Source organism: Streptomyces sp. NBC_01260 (assembly GCF_036226405.1).
In the GTDB taxonomy this organism is placed as follows: Bacteria; Actinomycetota; Actinomycetes; order Streptomycetales; family Streptomycetaceae; genus Streptomyces; species Streptomyces laculatispora.
In genome coordinates, this window is sequence record NZ_CP108464.1 from 1,084,010 (window position 1) to 1,100,128 (window position 16,119).

At 70.0% G+C, this 16,119-nt stretch carries 14 protein-coding genes and 2 pseudogenes; 9 read left to right on the forward strand and 7 right to left on the reverse strand.

Annotated elements, in window-relative coordinates; genetic code table 11:
- Positions 1-97: 97 nt before the first annotated feature.
- A pseudogene (locus OG322_RS04840) lies at positions 98-348 on the forward strand (DDE-type integrase/transposase/recombinase); the annotation flags it as partial.
- Positions 349-524: 176 nt separating this feature from the next.
- On the forward strand, positions 525-1,079 hold the full coding sequence (locus OG322_RS04845; protein ID WP_123463807.1) for a DinB family protein: 555 nt from the start codon (positions 525-527) through the stop codon (positions 1,077-1,079).
- 211 nt (positions 1,080-1,290) lie between these two features.
- Here the strand turns inward: OG322_RS04845 and OG322_RS04850 are convergent, their stop codons facing one another.
- The 5 genes from OG322_RS04850 to OG322_RS04870 all read right to left on the reverse strand — a co-directional run bounded on the left by OG322_RS04850 (position 1,291) and on the right by OG322_RS04870 (position 5,915).
- A complete protein-coding gene (locus OG322_RS04850) occupies positions 1,291-2,151 on the reverse strand; it encodes a phosphotransferase (RefSeq protein WP_123463806.1) in 861 nt (286 codons plus the stop codon).
- Between the two features lie 588 nt (positions 2,152-2,739).
- Entirely contained in the window at positions 2,740-3,258 is a 519-nt protein-coding gene (locus tag OG322_RS04855; RefSeq protein ID WP_124285591.1) for a DUF2231 domain-containing protein, read from the reverse strand.
- A 125-nt stretch (positions 3,259-3,383) separates the two neighbouring features.
- On the reverse strand, positions 3,384-4,145 hold the full coding sequence (locus OG322_RS04860; RefSeq protein ID WP_124285590.1) for an FAD:protein FMN transferase: 762 nt from the start codon (positions 4,143-4,145) through the stop codon (positions 3,384-3,386).
- A complete protein-coding gene (locus tag OG322_RS04865) occupies positions 4,138-4,581 on the reverse strand; it encodes an FMN-binding protein (protein ID WP_123463800.1) in 444 nt (147 codons plus the stop codon). The genes OG322_RS04860 and OG322_RS04865 overlap by 8 nt, the downstream gene beginning before the upstream one ends.
- An 11-nt stretch (positions 4,582-4,592) precedes the next feature.
- Complete coding sequence (locus OG322_RS04870; protein WP_206432458.1) at positions 4,593-5,915, reverse strand: ferredoxin reductase family protein; 1,323 nt, start codon at positions 5,913-5,915, stop codon at positions 4,593-4,595.
- A 215-nt stretch (positions 5,916-6,130) separates the two neighbouring features.
- Here OG322_RS04870 and OG322_RS04875 point away from each other — a divergent pair, with 215 nt between their 5' ends.
- Both OG322_RS04875 and OG322_RS04880 read left to right on the forward strand, forming a co-directional pair.
- The gene (locus OG322_RS04875; RefSeq protein ID WP_123463798.1) at positions 6,131-6,865 is read left to right on the forward strand and encodes a response regulator transcription factor; all 735 of its coding nucleotides are present in this window, start codon (positions 6,131-6,133) and stop codon (positions 6,863-6,865) included.
- On the forward strand, positions 6,862-8,286 hold the full coding sequence (locus tag OG322_RS04880; protein WP_329306090.1) for a sensor histidine kinase: 1,425 nt from the start codon (positions 6,862-6,864) through the stop codon (positions 8,284-8,286). The genes OG322_RS04875 and OG322_RS04880 overlap by 4 nt, the downstream gene beginning before the upstream one ends.
- A 409-nt stretch (positions 8,287-8,695) precedes the next feature.
- Here the strand turns inward: OG322_RS04880 and OG322_RS04885 are convergent, their stop codons facing one another.
- Positions 8,696-9,079, reverse strand: a complete 384-nt coding sequence (locus OG322_RS04885) for an ArsR/SmtB family transcription factor (protein ID WP_124285589.1) — start codon at positions 9,077-9,079, stop codon at positions 8,696-8,698.
- A 94-nt stretch (positions 9,080-9,173) separates the two neighbouring features.
- Between OG322_RS04885 and OG322_RS04890 the strand changes: the two genes are divergently transcribed.
- From OG322_RS04890 to OG322_RS04905, 4 genes are all read left to right on the forward strand, one after another.
- Positions 9,174-11,165 (forward strand): heavy metal translocating P-type ATPase, encoded by a 1,992-nt coding sequence (locus OG322_RS04890; protein WP_329306091.1) that lies wholly within the window; start codon positions 9,174-9,176, stop codon positions 11,163-11,165.
- 448 nt (positions 11,166-11,613) lie between these two features.
- Positions 11,614-12,036: a hypothetical protein gene (locus tag OG322_RS04895; protein ID WP_329306092.1), complete on the forward strand. Its 423-nt coding sequence runs from the start codon at positions 11,614-11,616 to the stop codon at positions 12,034-12,036.
- Between the two features lie 141 nt (positions 12,037-12,177).
- Positions 12,178-13,293, forward strand: a complete 1,116-nt coding sequence (locus tag OG322_RS04900) for a PLP-dependent cysteine synthase family protein (protein WP_123463788.1) — start codon at positions 12,178-12,180, stop codon at positions 13,291-13,293.
- Positions 13,290-14,567 carry an MFS transporter gene (locus OG322_RS04905; RefSeq protein WP_123463786.1) on the forward strand — a complete coding sequence of 426 codons (1,278 nt, stop codon included), beginning with the start codon at positions 13,290-13,292 and terminating at the stop codon, positions 14,565-14,567. The genes OG322_RS04900 and OG322_RS04905 overlap by 4 nt, the downstream gene beginning before the upstream one ends.
- 23 nt (positions 14,568-14,590) lie before the next feature.
- On the opposite strand, the pseudogene OG322_RS04910 reads toward OG322_RS04905, so the two are convergent.
- Positions 14,591-14,803, reverse strand: a pseudogene (locus tag OG322_RS04910) (helix-turn-helix domain-containing protein); the annotation flags it as partial.
- Between the two features lie 98 nt (positions 14,804-14,901).
- Between OG322_RS04910 and OG322_RS04915 the strand changes: the two are divergent.
- The gene (locus tag OG322_RS04915; RefSeq protein ID WP_124286106.1) at positions 14,902-16,113 is read left to right on the forward strand and encodes a permease; all 1,212 of its coding nucleotides are present in this window, start codon (positions 14,902-14,904) and stop codon (positions 16,111-16,113) included.
- Positions 16,114-16,119: the final 6 nt, after the last annotated feature.

The window sequence follows — 16,119 nt, forward strand, 5'->3', positions numbered from 1 at the left end:
CGACATTCCGACTCTGCTGGCGTCACTCACAACCACACATTTACGGTGGCCCCGTAGCAAACGGGCCTTGACCCCAGATCCGGCCATGGCGAAGGCCCCGGACCTCGTCGGCCGGGACTCCACCGCCACCGAGGCGAACACGAAGTACGTCGGTGACATCACTTATCTCCCGCTGGACGGCGGGAAGTTCCTCTACCTGGCCACCGTCATCGACCTCGCCTCACGCCGCCTGACCAACTGGGCCCTGGCCGATCGCATGCGCACCGATCTCGTCACCGACGCCCTGGCCGCCGCCGAGCGCTGCCGCGGCAGCCTGGCGGAGCGGTCCTGCACACCGACCACGGCGCCCAGGGCGGATTCAACTGATCGTCGCAACACCTCGTAGCCGGAGGTGGAGTGATGGGTGTCGGCCCGCAGCAGCGCAGGGTTCGTGGGTATCGAGGACAGATGCCGTCGCCGGGTCGACCGACCCATCTATCCTGATCATCCCGACCGCCCCGGAACCACCGTGCCCTGGAGCTGACATGGCTGACATGATCGTGCCCGACCCCGTCACGCGCGACATTCTCGCGGCCTTCGAAAACGTACGATTCCGGCTGTTCGAGCGCCTGGAGGGCCTGACCGACGCCGAGTACCACTGGGAGCCGGTCAGCGACTGCATCAGCATCCGCCCCGGCGACGACGGTGTCTTCCGCGTCGCCACGCTGTTTCCGGAATCGAGTCCGGAGGCACCGGACCCCTTCACGACGATCGCCTGGCGCATCTGGCACATCGGCAGCCTCTGCCTGCGCGGCTATGTGATCCACTTCTTCGAGGACGTTCCCGAGCTCGGCGACCTCCACGAGTGGCCGGGCACCGCGAAAGAGGGCGTCCAGGCACTCGCCGAGGACTGGGAGCACTTCATCTCCCGTATCGCAGCACTCGGCGACGAGCGCCTCCTTGCGCCGATAGGCATGGGCCCAGGCGGTTGGGCCGATGAGACCTATCTGAAGCTCGCGCTGCACGCTCTGAAAGAGGTCACACATCACGGCGGCGAGATCGGCCTGCTGCGCGACCTGTACCTGCGCGAAGGCGTCTGATTTGGCGGTGGGCGACCTTGTCCGGCGGCCGGGGTGCGGATGGCCAGATCGTCGATCCGGTGGCGCTCGTCGAGATCGATGGCGTCGTGGGTCACCGGGTGCCCTGGGCGCTGTGGCGTCCGGCGAACTGAGCACGTTCGTCTGTACCCGGCTGGGAAGCAGGACGCGTACCCCCGACACCTTGCCGCTTTCACGTGACCTTCGGCGATTTCTACAGACCGTCCAGTCGCCTGGTCACTGTGTCGAGTGTCGGCCAAGGAGGACCCTCGCGCAGCAAGCGCAGGAATTCCTCTCCGAATCGCCTCCCATTCGGAAACTGGTCGCCAAGCTCCCAACGCCACGCGGCGACCATCGCGATAACGAGCTGCCGACACTCGTCCAGCAGCCCTTGGTCAACACTTGGGTAGTGCTCGCAGACCGCCTCGGGAACATGGGCGAGATCGAACTCGACGGGTCCACGGCAGCACGTCTCAAGGTCGATGAACAACGGGCCGTTCTTCGTGCTGAGCACGTTGCCTGGATGCGGCTCGCCGTGGAGCAGCTGCTCCACGGCGCCGCGGTCGTCGATCGCTCGTCGCAGGCTTGCCAGCCTGCCGCTGAGAAACACGCGGTCCACATCGGTGAGCTCCGGCGAGCGATCCGGGTCGGCGACAACTTCTTCCGCCTCCGTGATCCGGTCCGTGAACCTCGGGCTCGGCACATCGGCCTTGCGCATGCCGGCGTGCAGTTGCTCCAGCGCCTTGGCGTAGTCGACTGGTGAGGTGTGACGTGTCACGGGCTCGTAGTAGGTCCACAGCGTCACTGCGAAGCCATCGCGCGTGTACACACGCGGGTCCGCCCGAGGCTCCAAAGGACACACCGGGCACCCGACCTCGGCGAGCCGCTGAGCGAGATCGACTTCGAACTGTGCAACCTCTTGTCCCACAGGGGCGACCCGGGCAAAGACATCGCATGGCGTCAGCCGCAGTGCCAGCTTGTTCGAGTTGTGGAGAACGATTGCATCGTTCGCTGGCAGGTCGAGCGATGCGGCGACCGAAGTCGCAGCCGCGATCGCACGCGTGACGTCGGTCATATCCACCCTCGAATCTTGGCATAGATGAGCGAGGGGCGATGCCAACCAGCGTGGCCAGGCGCCAACTATCGTGGCTCGGCACAACGTCGCCCCAACTTCACTGGCACCAACTACGCAGTGATCCATCTTCAGTGGCACAAAAAGCCGTTGGCTCAACTTCGGTGGCAAGCCGTCCACCTTTGCTGTCACAGGTCAGTTCCGCCGGCACCGCTACAACACCCGGCGCTGCCGAGCGCGGTGCAACACCCGAGTGCAACGCACCCTCTGTTGCGGGAACGGGAGCGAGCGGAGGAACTGTTCGAGGCGGACCCAACAGAATCGGGAGCTCGCCCCCTGGCACGGACACGATTCTCACTGGTCTGCAGTCGAAGTCGACAACGCCGAAGCAGTCCACACCACCACCCGCTTCCAGGGCCAAGGGCTGGGTACCGACGTGGAGAGCGACTCCACTTGCTGCTGCGCCCCTCCAGGACACAGTCTGTCCACGGCTCCGACCAGGACCGTGGAAGGTCTACGTCGTCAAGGCCGACGGCGCAAGCTGCACCTGCGGCAGCTGAGCGCGTGCTGCGAGGCGATCGCAGCACGGTGTCAGCCGCGATCGGGGTGGGCGGTGGCGGAGTAGCCGTCGTGCCAGGCGGCTTTGGCCCCGGAGTCGCCGATCCTGTACACCTGCACTCCCGCGCCGACACCGACGACGAGGGAGAGTGCCGCAGCGGCGATGCGCGTCGGCGTGGCCACCGTGCCGCTGGTGGCTCCGGCTGCGTCGGGCGAGCGACGGGCGGCACGGCGGTAGAACCACCACACCGCCGCGGCCGCCAGGAAGAGCGCGATGACCCAGGGAAGCAGTTCGTCGCCGAGCTCGGTGTGCTTGCGGACCAGGGCGTTGCTGTCCACGTGGCGCTCCAGCCACTCGCCTGCGTGTGTGGTCAGGGGCACGCTGATCAGGGCCACCAGCGCGAGAGCCGGGAGGATGAGCCCGAATCGGCTCATGACCGAGGGCCAGATGGCGCAGAGGACGAGCGCCAGTGCGGTCAGCGGCACGAGAACCACGACAACGTGCACGAACAGGACGTGCGCGGGGATGTCGTTGACCAGGACGGGTCCCATGAAAGGCTCCTTCGGGGTATGCGTTGAACGCTTGACGTGGTGTGGGGCAGCCTGGTGAGGCGGCACGTGCGCTGAGGGGCAGTCCGCGTCCTCGCGGGCAGGCGGGGCACGGGTCCGCTTCATGATCAGTACTGGCTGAATCCTGGTGTCCGCCATTCCTCGCCGTCCGGCAGCACGGCGAGGCCTTCGTAGCCGTCCAGGGTCTCCAGCCAGTCGCGGGCGCCGTCGCCTCGGGCGAAGGCGGCGGTGGCGTAGGCGTCGGTCATGGTCAGTCGTGGGCCGATGACGGTGAGGGAGGCGAACGGGGTGACGGGGGTGCCGTGATGCGGGTGGAAGATATGGGTGCCGCGTTCGGCGGTGCCGGAGGTGGCGACGGCCAGGTCGTGATGGGCTGTGACGACGGTGGCGAGCTCACCTGGACGTAGCGGGTGGGCGACGCCGATGCTCCACGGGACGCCGGGGGCCGCCTGGCCGCGGAGTTGCAGGTCGCCGCCGCCGTTGACGCAGGTGTGGTGGGCGCCGGCGTCGTAGAGGAGTTGCGACGCGGCTTCGGTGGCCCAGCCTTTGACGAGGCCCGAGGGGTCGAGGGCGCCCGCCGGAGCGATGCTGAACCAGCCGTCGCTGTCGCGAGTGGCCAGGGCACAGAGGGACAGGACTTCGTGGACCTCGGGTGGGCAGTCGGCCAGACGGATCTCACCCCGGTCGAGTCGGCTGATGTGGCTGTCGGGCCGGTAGGTGGAGAAGGCCGCGTCGACGTGGTGAAGGTGTCCTACTGCCTCGGCAAGGGCGCCGTGGATGGCGGCCGTGGGCTCGTCCCGGATATCGAAGGAGAAGACCGTGCCCATCACGTGCTCGACGTGACGCAGGCCGCGTGCGGCGTCAGGCATGGGCCTGGTCCAGGGCACTCTGCAGGGACTGCGTGTAGCCCTGGCTGGTGTAGCTGGCGCCTGAGACGGAGTCGATGTGCGCGCTCTGCGCGCCGATCGCCTCCTGGGTGAGGCGGGGCAGCGCGTACGCGGCGATCTGCTGATCCCGGCCGTTCTGGTCCGGTGCCCGGAGGACCTTCACCTCGATGATCTTTCCCTTGGTGAGGGTGACGGCGACCTGCACCGTTCCGTACTGGGTGTCGACGGGATTGCCGGTGAATGTGCCCGTCCCTGGGGACGGCCCCGGCGAGCTGCCGGTGGGGGCGTGGGGGGCGGACGAGGCCGCGGGCGGCTGCGGCGCGCTGCCGGCGAGGACGGGGAGCTGGTGCGGTTTGAGAGAGAGCAGCGCGACGACCAGGGTGCTGATCCCGCTGGTGACGAGGACGGCTCGGCGCATGACGGTTCTCCTCAGAACGCGAACGACTCGTGGTGGATACGCCGTGCCGGGACGCCGCCTTCCCGCAGGGCGTCGGTGGCGGCCTGTGTCATGCCGGGTGGGCCGCACAGGTACACGTCGTGCGCGGCCAGGTCGGGGACCAGGGTGCTCAGACCCCGCGCGGTCAGTGGTGAGGTGTAGCCGGCGGGTTCGTCGACGACGTAGTGGACCGTGGCCCGTCGGTGGGCCGCTATCGCGTCGATCTCGGCGCGCAGGGCGAGGTCGTCACTCCGGCGGGCCCGGTAGACGAGCGTCACTTCGCCCGGCAACGTCTCGAAGAGCGTGCGCAGAGGGGTGATGCCGACGCCGCCTGCCAGGAGGAGCACCTTGGGTGCGGTGCGCCGGTTCGCCGTGAAGCCGCCGTAGGGCCCCTCGGCCCACACCCTGGTGCCCGGCGTCAGATGGGCGAGGGCGGCACTGTGGCCTCCGGCGGTCTTCACGGTGATGCGCAGATTGTGTGGGTGCGCCGGGGCGGAGAGGGAGTACGGATTGGCGGTCCACCAGAGCCCCGGGGCCAGGAAGCGCCAACGCAGGAACTGTCCCGGCTCGCCCCCCAGCTCGTCCAGATGTTCGCCGGTGAGGTGGACGGAGACCACGCCTGGAGCCTCGGGACGGACCGCGATGACCCGCATGTGGTGGCGCAGTCCGCGCCGCACGGGAACGGCGAACCGGTACCAGCCCAGCAGGGCGGCAACGCCGAGGAAGAGCGTGTACCAGGCGATCTGGGCCGGGCGGTTGCCGACGAAGTCGGCTCCGTTGGAGAGCTGGTGTCCGAACGTGAGGAAGACGGCCAGATATGTGGCGAAGTGCAGATAGTGCCAGGTCTCGTAACTCATTCTGTGGCGGGCGGCGCGGGCCGAGAGGACTCCGGTGGCCAGGAACAGCAGGAAGCCGATCGTGCCCTTGAGCAGGTCGGGGTAGTGGAGGACGAGGGTGGACGTCTGGCCGACCACGTCCGTATGAGAGGCGAGTGAGTAGCCCCAGATGATGAGCAGGGTGTGGGCGAGGGCGAGCGAGATCATGCAGCGTCCGCCCAGAGCGTGCCGGCGGGCGAGCCGGTCCGTGCCGACCGTGTGGTCCAGGAGCGGGATGCGGGCCATCAGGGCCAGCAGTACCGCGCAGGCGTAGCCGGCCAGCAGTCCGGTGATACGTCCCGCGCCGGTGAGCCAGCCCGCCGGGCCGACCACCGCCGTCGTGTCGCTCCACCACAGGGCCAGCACCCCTGCGGCACCGGCCCAGATCACCAGCGGTAGCAGGAACGGCACGACGCTGCGGCGGGGCCGCCGGTGACGCATTCCGCGGCTCGCACACGCGGTACTGGTGGACTTGGTGATCACGCGGCACCTCCCTGTGGGGATCGCTTCGGGCAACGGGCGGCCAGCCTCACAGTCCAACCTCTGTGAACCCTCTGAAACAGCCCCTCACCGGCCGAGCTCAGAGAAGATTCAGAGGAAACTCAGAGGTGCGGCCCGCCCGCGCGTCGGCCCGCAAGGGGGATGCTGAAGGAACCATGGACGCGCCGCACCCGACATCTCAGCTGCACCGCCCCGACGGCGAACCCGTTCGAGTCCTCGTCGTCGACGACGAACCCGACGTCATCGACGTCCTGGCCGGCGTGATGAGCGGCGAGGGCTGGCTGGTCCGCACCGCCGCGGACGGCGCAAGTGCGCTCGCGACCGCCCGAGATTTCCATCCCGACGCGGTGGTCCTGGACTGGATGCTGCCCGACCTCGACGGCCTGCAGGTCCTGCGCGCCCTCAGACGCGAGGCACCTCGCGTGTGTGTGCTGTTCCTGACCGCCCGCGACGCGGTCGAGGACCGCATCGCCGGCATCACCGCCGGCGGCGACGACTACGTCACCAAGCCGTACAGCCTGGAAGAGGTCCTGGCCCGGTTGCGCGGGCTCCTGCGGCGGGCCGGCATGCCGGCCGAGCCGGGCACGCACTGGCTCAGCGTCGGGGACCTCACCATGGACGAGGAGGCCAGGGAAGTCTGCCGCGCGGGATCCACCGTGGAGCTTTCGCGCACCGAGTTCGAACTTCTGCGGTTCTTGATGCGCAACCCGCGCCGGGTGCTCTCGAAGGACCAGATCCTCGACCGGGTCTGGGCCTACGACTTCGGCGGACGCGCCCACATCGTCGAGCTCTACATCAGCTACCTGCGCAAGAAGATCGACGCCGGGCGCACCCCGATGATCCACACGGTGCGCGGTGTCGGGTACGTCCTCAAGCCGGAGTCCCCGTGAGGCGCATGCCGCCTCGCACCCTGCGTGGCCAGCTCACCGCCGGACTCGTCATCCTGCTCGCCCTCGCCTGCATTGCCGTCGGAGTCACCACCGCCCTCGCTCTGCGGGGATTCCTGTTGGGGCGCCTGGACGAGCAGCTCACCGCATCCGGCGGCCGGTTCTCCGCCAGCCTGGAACACGAAGTCGAACCCGACGCCGACAACCGCCCCGACACCCGAGGACAGGCGGACTCCACCTTCGGAGCCCGCCTCCTGAACGGCACCGTCACCCAGGCCGCCGTCGTCGATGACACGGCCGACCGCTCCCTCCCCCTGACCGCCGACGATCGCCGCTCGCTGGCAGACATCCCTTCCGACGGTCACGGCCGCAGTATCCACCTCTCCGCGCTGGGCGCCTACCGCGTCGTGGCAGTGCGGGGCGATGACCAGGACGTCCTGATCACCGGCCTGCCCCTGCACCCGGTCGAGGCGACCGTCCACCGCCTCGAAGCAGTCGAAGCCGCACTGTTCGGTGCCGCTCTCGTCATCACCGGTATTGCAGGAGCCCTGTGGGTACGGATCTCCCTGCGCCCGCTCCGACGGGTCACCGCCCGCGCGGCGGAAGTAGCCGGACTGCCGCTCGCCAGTGGCGAGATCGCCATGCCAGGACCGCTTGCCGACACCGACGCGCGCACCGAGGTCGGCCAGGTCGGCGACGCCCTCAACCACATGCTCGGCCACGTCGAGGACGCCCTCACCCGGCGTCAGGCCAGCGAGGAGCGACTCCGCCACTTCGCCGCCGACGCCAGCCACGAACTGCGCACCCCCGTCGCCAACATCCGCGGCCACGCCGAACTCGCCCTACGCCACCACGGCCCCGTTCCTGGAGAAGTACGTCATGCTCTGGTGCGCATCGACGGCGAATCGCAGCGCATGACACGCCTCGTCGACGACCTGCTCCTCCTCGCCCGCCTGGACGCCGGCCGGCCGCTCGAACACCAGCCGGTCGATCTGACCCTGCTGATCCTCAACGCGACGGACGGCGCACGCGCTGCCGGCCCGGCCCACCGCTGGCTCCTCGACCTGCCCGAGGAACCCGTCACCGTCACCGGCGACGCCCACCGGCTGCAGCAGGCCATCGGCAACCTCCTCGCCAACGCCCGCACCCACACTCCGCCGGGCAGTGAAGTCACCATCAGGCTCACATCCGACGAGACCCATGTGTCCCTCAGCGTGAGCGACAACGGGCCAGGCATCCCCGAAGACCTTCAGCAAGAGGTCTTCGGCCGCTTCGTCCGCGCCGATCACGCCCGCTCCCGCAGCACCGGGAGCACCGGACTCGGCCTCGCCATCGTCCACGCCGTCATCACCGCCCACGGCGGAACCATCACGGTCACCAGCAGCCCCGGACACACCACCTTCCACCTGGAACTCCCCCACTGACGGCGCTTGGCCGGCCGCAGCTCCCCGGGCACCAGTCGTGGATGCACGGCTCAAGCCGTAGCCTGATCCGCCGAGCGTGGACCACTCACCACAGGGAGGGCCGCCCCGCCGCCGCCCGTAACGGACCGGCAGGCGCCCACGCCTACCCGGTGGGTCGCGTCCTTGCCGCCGCAGCGCGGGTGCCCCGCGAAATTCTCGTCACTGCCGCAACTCGTTCCTCTATGGCTGCTCCAGCGATCTGAGCAAGCCCCGAACCCCTTCATCTCGTCGGCCAGGCGTACAGCCACTCCGTTCGCGACAAACCCCGGGACATCACAGAGCGTGACAACTACATGATCGCCCAGGACTCTTCGCACGCGCCGACAGCTGACAGCTGACAGCCAGACACAAGGTGCTGAGCTGGTCCGCGCTACGCCGTCGAGGCTGATGCTTCTGCGCTGGGCATGTCCCGCAGCCCCAGGCGGAGGTGCTCGACGTGGAAGAGGGCCTGGTCGAGGAGTTCCGCGACGTGGTGGTCGTACAGGGCATAGACGATCGAGCGGCCGTTGCGTTCGCCGGTGACCAGGCCGAGGTTGCGCAGTAGGCGTAGCTGGTGGGAGCAGGCGGAGGCTTCCATGCCGACGGCTTCGGCGAGGTCGCCGACCGCGCAGGGGCCTTCCTGGAGACGGGCGAGGATCCGCAAGCGGGAGGGGGTGGCCAGGGCCTGGAGGGTCGCCGCGACGTCGGTGGCACCCACGACGTCCAGGCGCTCGCGGGTGGTGGCGGTGTTCTTGGCATCGGCTCCGTGACCCATGATCCCATCATACTGGCGACACCTGAAGACCTGTTCAGATGATCCTGTACGGTGAATGTGTCGCCACCCTCTGCCCGCGAAGGGTTGTTTTGTCATGCCTTCTGTCCTGCTCCAGCATCCCCAAGCGGCCACTCCGACCGCATCGGGTGCGGCGCCGCGACGCCGCACCCGAGTGTTCGCGCTGGCCGAGGCCCGATGGGCCGCGGCCTCGCTGGTGCTGTTCCTGATCGCGCTGCCGCTGCAACTGAGCGGCGCCCCGGCCTGGGCGTGGGGCCCGCTGTACGCGGCGGCCTACGTCACCGGCGGCTGGGAGCCGGCCTGGGCCGGCCTTACGGCGCTGCGGGAGAAGACCCTGGATGTGGACCTGTTGATGATCGTGGCCGCGATCGGCGCGGCGTCGATCGGGCAGGTGATGGACGGCGCGCTGCTGATCGTCATCTTCGCCACCTCCGGCGCCCTGGAGGCGCTGGCCACCGCCCGCACCCAGGACGCGGTCCGCGGTCTGCTCGACCTCGCCCCCTCTACGGCGACCCGCCTGGCTGACGACGGGAGCGAGGAGACGGTCGTCACCGAGGACCTCGCCGTCGGCGACACCATTCTCATCCGCCCCGGCGAGCGGGTCGGCGCCGACGGCCGAGTGCTGGAGGGGTCCAGCGAGGTCGACCAGGCCACCATCACCGGCGAGCCGCTGCCGGTGGCGAAGGAAGCCGGCGATGAAGTATTCGCCGGAACCCTGAACGGCACCGGGGCCATGCGAGTGAAGGTCGAGCGGGACGCCTCCGACTCGGTGATCGCCCGGATCGTCGCCATGGTCGAGGAAGCCTCCGGGACCAAGGCGCCGACCCAGCTGTTCATCGAGAAGGTCGAGCAGCGGTACAGCCTCGGCATGGTCTTCGCGACCCTCACGGTCTTCCTGGTGCCGCTGGGCTTCGGCGCGGACCTCACCGGATCGCTGCTGCGGGCCATGACCTTCATGATCGTCGCCTCGCCGTGCGCCGTGGTGCTGGCGACCATGCCGCCGCTGCTCTCCGCCATCGCGAACGCCGGACGCCACGGCGTCCTCGTCAAGTCCGCCGTCGTCATGGAACGCCTCGGCCAGATCGACGCGGTCGCCCTGGACAAGACAGGCACCCTGACCGAAGGCACCCCCCAGATCACCGACATCCGCCCGCTGGCCGGCTCCGGCCTGCACGAGAACGCCCTCCTGGCGCTTGCCGCCGGCGCGGAGCACCCCAGCGAGCACCCGCTGGCCCGCGCAGTCGTCGACGCCGCCCGCGCCCGCGGCCTGGCCATCCCGGACATGGAGGACTTCACGTCCGCCCCCGGGACCGGAGTCACCGCCACCGTCGACGGCCACACCATCGCGGTCGGCGCCCCCGCCCGCCTCCTCAGTGACACGGACGCGGCTTCCGCCGAGGCCGCGGCTGTCGCCGAGAACCTGGAACATGAGGGCCGCACGGCCGTCCTCGTCCAGCGTGCCGGCGCGCCCGTGGGTGTCCTGGGCGTCGCCGACCGGCTGCGGCCCGACGCCACCGCTACCGTCGCCGCCTTGACCACGCTGACCGGCAGCGCCCCGATGCTGCTGACCGGTGACAACCCGCGCGCCGCCGCCCTGCTGGCCGATGAGGTAGGCATCAGCGACGTCCGCGCAGGGCTGCTTCCCCAGGACAAGGTCACCGCGGTCCAGGAACTGGAGAAGGCCGGCGCCAAGGTGCTGGTCATCGGTGACGGTGTCAACGACGCCCCCGCGCTGGCCGCCGCCCACACCGGCATCGCCATGGGGCGGGCCGGATCAGACCTCGCCCTGGAGACATCCGACGCGGTCATCGTCCGCGACGAACTCGCCACCGTTCCCACCGTCGTGAGCCTGTCCCGCGCCGCCCGGCGCCTGGTGGTGCAGAACCTGGTGATCGCCGCAGTATTCATCTCCGGTCTGGTCATCTGGGATCTTGCCGGGCACCTGCCGCTCCCACTCGGGGTCCTGGGGCACGAGGGATCGACCGTGATCGTCGGCCTCAACGGACTGCGGCTCCTGCGCGACGCCGCCTGGCTCCGGGCCGCCGCACCCGCCCGGAGCCGGCGTTGAGCCGCCGCAGCAAGAAGGAGGCCCCGCCCCGGGGGCGGTGCGTCGCCATGGGTGATGCCGGCGCCGCAGTGGGCGTCGGCGGTCTGCCGGACGGTGCAGACGGACTGGAGTGCTCCTCGCCATACATGCCGGAATGAACGACGTAGGTGTGCCGCCAGTGCCGCCGCTGCTCGTCCGCCAGCTCCTGGTCGCCGTCCGTCATCGTCCGCCCAGCCCCACTTGCCCACCCGGCTGTGCCGGGTACCGGCCCAGCCCAGACGCGGTGGCCGGCGAGAGGACGGTCGGCTCACACCGGTCACCGGCAGCTGCCACTGAGGTGCGGGCAAGGGGCCTCGGCGATGGCCTGGGAGACGGCTCGACGCGGCGGCGAGGATTCTTCGGCCGGACCTTCGGCGGGTCGAACTCGACCGATTGTGACTTTGAGTGCTCGACAGGATACATTGCGTGCATGATCGGTGCGATGGCGCCCTCCTCGGCGCATCACCGCGCGTGGGACAGCGGCGTGCTCGTCGTCCTGATCTGGGTGGCATTCCACCTCCTTGGCTGCGTGCACAGCCATGGCCCGGGGTTCGAGAGCCAGCACTATCCGCTGAACGCGCTACCCGTGGCTGCCGCTCCCGTCGCCGCATCCGGCGCGGCCACTGCTTCCCTTCCCCAGCGCGCACCGTGCTGCCCCGAGACGGGCGATCACGTGGTGGACCGGATCCGCGGCGACGTCCCCACCCCGCCGGCGCTCGGCGGGGCACTGCCGGTCGATGCCCGGCCGGATGCGCCCGCCGCGCTGACCGGTGCCGGAGCCGCGAGGGCCCCCAACCACAGTGCCGTTGGCGGGCGCTGCATTCTCACGGCCCTGTGCGTGGCGCGGACCTGACCGCTCCCGCACAGCCGCCTTCCACCTCACCCTGTCCGGCACAGCCGGGCGGAGCCTTGACGGCTGTGTGTCCGCGCCCTGATCCGCCGATGCCCCGAGCCGGCCGATGTCCGGCCGGGGCCGAGGAGCCGTGACACCGTGATGGACAGCCACACTCACACCTACGCCCCTGCCCCCGCCTCCGCCCGCCGACCGTCCGATCTGGTCGGCCACACCCCGGTCCTGTGGATCGGTGCACCCCTCGCCGGTGCCGGCCGCGGTTTCTGGGCGAAGCTCGAAGGCCACAACCCGGGTGGCATCAAGGACCGACCCGCCCTGCACATGGTCGCTCGCGCCCGTACCCGCGGGGAGCTGGCCGATGGCGCGCCGATCATCGAATCCTCCAGCGGCACCCTCGGGCTGGGCCTGGCCCTGGCCGGCATCACCTTCGGACACCCGGTGACCGTAGTCACCGACCCCGGCCTTGAGCCCGCGATCGGCCGGGCCCTGGCCGCCTACGGTGCCGACGTCGAGACCGTTACCGTCGCCCACCCGACCGGTGGCTGGCAGCAAGCACGGCGAGAGAAGGTGGACGAGCTACTGGCCGCACAGCCGGGCGCGTGGTGCCCGGACCAGTACAACAACCCCGACAACGCCGCCGCCTACACACCGCTGGCCGCCGAGCTCATCGCCCAACTGGGACGCATCGACGTCCTGGTCGCCTCCGTCGGCACCGGCGGCCACTCGGCGGGCATCTCCACCGCGCTGCGCCGGACATTCCCGGACCTAGCGCTGATCGGGGTGGACGCGACCGGATCGACGATCTTCGGGCAGCCCGCCGGACAGCGGCTGATGCGCGGCCTGGGCTCCAGCATCCACCCCGGCAACGTCGCCTACGAGGCCTTCACCGAAGTCCACTGGGTCGCCCCCGCCGAAGCGGTGCACTCCTGCCGCGCACTGGCCCGCCACCACTACGCCTCGGGCGGCTGGAGCGTGGGGGCGGTCGCCCTGGTCGCGGGATGGGCCGCGCGCACCTACCCCGCCGGAACGAGGATCGCCGCGATCTTCCCCGACGGTCCCCACCGCTACCTCGACACGATCTACAACGACGGCTGGTGCCACGACCACCACCTGCTCAACACCCCGGCAGGGCTGCCGGAGGAGCCCGACGAGATCACCGGCCCGGGCGAGCGGACGGTGACGTCCTGGACGCGCTGCACCTCGGTCGCCGACCCGGCGCCGGCCGCCGTCCGCGCCGTGCTGGCCGGTGCCCGGTGAGGCGGCTGCGCGCCCAGCTGCGCTCCTTCGACTCCAGTCTGCAACTGCTGATGGTCAACCAGTTCGGCATCAACCTCGGCTTCTACATGCTCATGCCCTACCTGGCCGACCACCTCGCCCACGGCCTCGGCTTGGCAGCCTGGGCGGTCGGCCTGGTGCTGGGCGTACGCAACCTGTCCCAGCAGGGCATGTTCTGGCTCGGCGGCACCCTGGCCGACCGGGTCGGCTACAAGCCGATGATCCTGGCCGGCTGCGGCCTCAGGACGGCTGCGTTCGTGCTGCTGGCCGTCGCCGACACGCTGCCCGCGCTCATCATCGCCTCGGCTGTCACCGGGTTCGCCGGAGCGCTGTTCAACCCGGCGGTCCGCGCCTACATCGCGGACGGCGCCGGGGAGCGCCGGGTGGAGGCGTTCTCCTGTTTCAACATCTTCTACCAGGCAGGCATCCTGCTCGGCCCCCTCGCCGGACTCGCCCTGCTCGCCTTCGACTTCCGCCTCGTCTGCGCGGTCTCGGCGACCGTGTTCGGGGCGCTGGCCATCGTCCAGGCCCGCGCCCTGCCTGCCCGGCATCCGGCACCGGACCCGCAGCGCACGAACGGCTGGCGGGGAATCGCCGCGGACTGGCGAGCGATTGCCCGCAACCGGCCCTTCGTGCTGTTCTCCGCCGCGATGGCCGGCTCCTACCTGCTGGCCTTCCAGACCTACCTCGCCCTGCCCCTCCGGGCCCGCGCCCTGGTGGGCGATTCCAGCGGCACCGCGATGGGCGTCGTCTTCGCCGTCTCCGCCCTGGTGGCCGTCGCCGGACAGCTCCGGCTCACCGACTGGGCCAGGAAACGCCTGGACGCGCCGAAGGCCATCGCGATCGGCCTGGCGGTGATGGGAGCGGCGTTCCTGGTCATGCTGCCCGGCCCCCACCACACCGCCCACGGCTTGGGCGCGGTCCTTGGCCTCGCCGGCCTAGTGGCCTGCGCGGCACTGCTGGCCGCCGGCTCCGCGCTGCTGTACCCGTTCGAGATGGACACCCTGGTCCGCCTCTCGGGCGAACGTCTGGTGGCCACCTACTACGGCGCCTACAGCACGGTGGCCGGCATCGCCGTCGCCGGAGGGAATCTCGCGGTGGGCGCTGTGTTCGACCTCGCCGCCCGCACCCACACTCCGTGGCTTCCCTGGGCGGCACTGACCGCCCTCGGGCTCGGCTGCGCCACCGCCCTGACCAGCCTGCGCCGCACCGGACACCTCCACCCCGCTCCGGCCGCAGCACCGGCCCCAGCCTGAGAACAAGTGGCCGGGCACGTCCTTCACGCGTGGGGTGCGCGCCCGGTCAGCCGGTGGTCGGCCACATCGAGCGCTTCCGGGACGAGGCGCCGCAGGTGTCCGTCGGTCAGCGCGTAGATCACCGGGCGGCCTTCCTTACGAGTGGTCACCAGACCCGGCATTCTCAGCCGGGCCAGATGCCGGCTCACCGCCGGTCGTGCCGCGTCCACGCTCTCGGCCAGTGATGCGACGTCCGCCATGTGGTGCCCCGCGCCCAGCCCGCCGCGCCGTACCGCGTAGGTGCGACGTGTCGGTGGGGCCCGTGCCGTGCTCTTCTCGTAAGGCTTCCGGGATGATCCACGCCGTACTGCACGCACTGTCGATCGCCGGTTCCATGACCTGGGAGATCACCTGGGCCCTGATCCTGGGCTTCGCCCTGTCCGCCGTCGTGCAGGCCGTCGTCCGTAAGTCCACCGTCGTCTCCCTGCTCGGCGACGACCTCCCCCGCACCCTGGCCATTGCCGCCGGTCTCGGCGCCGCCTCGTCCTCGTGCTCCTACGCGGCTGTGGCCCTGGCCCGCTCGCTGTTCCGCAAGGGCGCGAACTTCACCGCCGCGATGGCCTTCGAGATCGCCTCCACCAACCTCGTCGTCGAACTCGGTGTCATCCTGGCTCTGCTGATGGGCTGGCAGTTCACCGCGGCGGAGTTCGTCGGCGGCCCCATCATGATCGTCGTGCTGGCAGTGCTGTTCCGGCTCTTCCTGCGCGACAAGCTCCTGCGCCAGGCCCGCGAACAGGCAGCACGCGGGCTCGCCGGCTCGATGGAGGGTCACGCGGCGATGGACATGTCCGTCCAGCGGGAGGGCTCCTTCGCCCGCCGGCTGTTCTCTCGCGAGGGCTTCACCTCCACGAGCCAAGTCTTCGTCATGGAGTGGGCGGCGATCCTGCGCGACCTGGTGATCGGCCTGCTCATCGCCGGCGCCATCGCCGCGTGGGTGCCGGACTCCTTCTGGCGCACGTTCTTCTTCGACGGCCACCCGCTGGCATCCAAGCTGTGGGGCCCGCTGATCGGCCCGCTGGTCGCGATCGCCTCGTTCGTCTGCTCGATCGGCAACGTGCCGCTCGCGGTCGTCCTGTGGAAGGGCGGCATCAGCTTCGGCGGAGTCGTCGCGTTCGTCTTCGCCGACCTGCTGATCCTGCCGATCCTCAACATCTACCGGAAGTACTACGGCACAAAGATGACGCTCTTCCTCCTCGGCACGTTCTACCTCTCCATGGTCGTCGCCGGCTACATCGTGGAGTTCACCTTCGGCGGCCTGGGCCTCATCCCCGACCGGGCCGACGCCGTGATCCCCATGGAGGGCGTCACCTGGAACTACACGACCTGGCTCAACATCGCCTTTCTCATCCTGGCTGCCGCCCTCCTCACCCGGTTCTTCCGCAGCGGCGGCATCTCGATGCTCCGCATGATGGGAGGCTCCCCCACCACAGAACACGACCACTCAGCCCACCAGCACACCGGCCCGCGCCAGGGCCCCGGAGGACCGCACGGGGGCCACCGCCGCTGACCACCA

Excerpts from the sequence above, each read along its gene's own strand:
- OG322_RS04900 (WP_123463788.1), top strand. The coding sequence starts at position 12,178 with ATGGACAGCCACACTCACACCTACGCCCCTGCCCCCGCCTCCGCCCGC.
- OG322_RS04855 (WP_124285591.1), bottom strand. The coding sequence starts at position 3,258 with ATGGGACCCGTCCTGGTCAACGACATCCCCGCGCACGTCCTGTTCGTG.
- OG322_RS04885 (WP_124285589.1), bottom strand. The coding sequence starts at position 9,079 with ATGGGTCACGGAGCCGATGCCAAGAACACCGCCACCACCCGCGAGCGC.
- OG322_RS04845 (WP_123463807.1), top strand. The coding sequence starts at position 525 with ATGGCTGACATGATCGTGCCCGACCCCGTCACGCGCGACATTCTCGCG.
- OG322_RS04890 (WP_329306091.1), top strand. The coding sequence starts at position 9,174 with ATGCCTTCTGTCCTGCTCCAGCATCCCCAAGCGGCCACTCCGACCGCA.
- OG322_RS04865 (WP_123463800.1), bottom strand. The coding sequence starts at position 4,581 with ATGCGCCGAGCCGTCCTCGTCACCAGCGGGATCAGCACCCTGGTCGTC.
- OG322_RS04850 (WP_123463806.1), bottom strand. The coding sequence starts at position 2,151 with ATGACCGACGTCACGCGTGCGATCGCGGCTGCGACTTCGGTCGCCGCA.
- OG322_RS04875 (WP_123463798.1), top strand. The coding sequence starts at position 6,131 with ATGGACGCGCCGCACCCGACATCTCAGCTGCACCGCCCCGACGGCGAA.
- OG322_RS04860 (WP_124285590.1), bottom strand. The coding sequence starts at position 4,145 with ATGCCTGACGCCGCACGCGGCCTGCGTCACGTCGAGCACGTGATGGGC.
- OG322_RS04870 (WP_206432458.1), bottom strand. The coding sequence starts at position 5,915 with ATGCGTCACCGGCGGCCCCGCCGCAGCGTCGTGCCGTTCCTGCTACCG.
- OG322_RS04895 (WP_329306092.1), top strand. The coding sequence starts at position 11,614 with ATGATCGGTGCGATGGCGCCCTCCTCGGCGCATCACCGCGCGTGGGAC.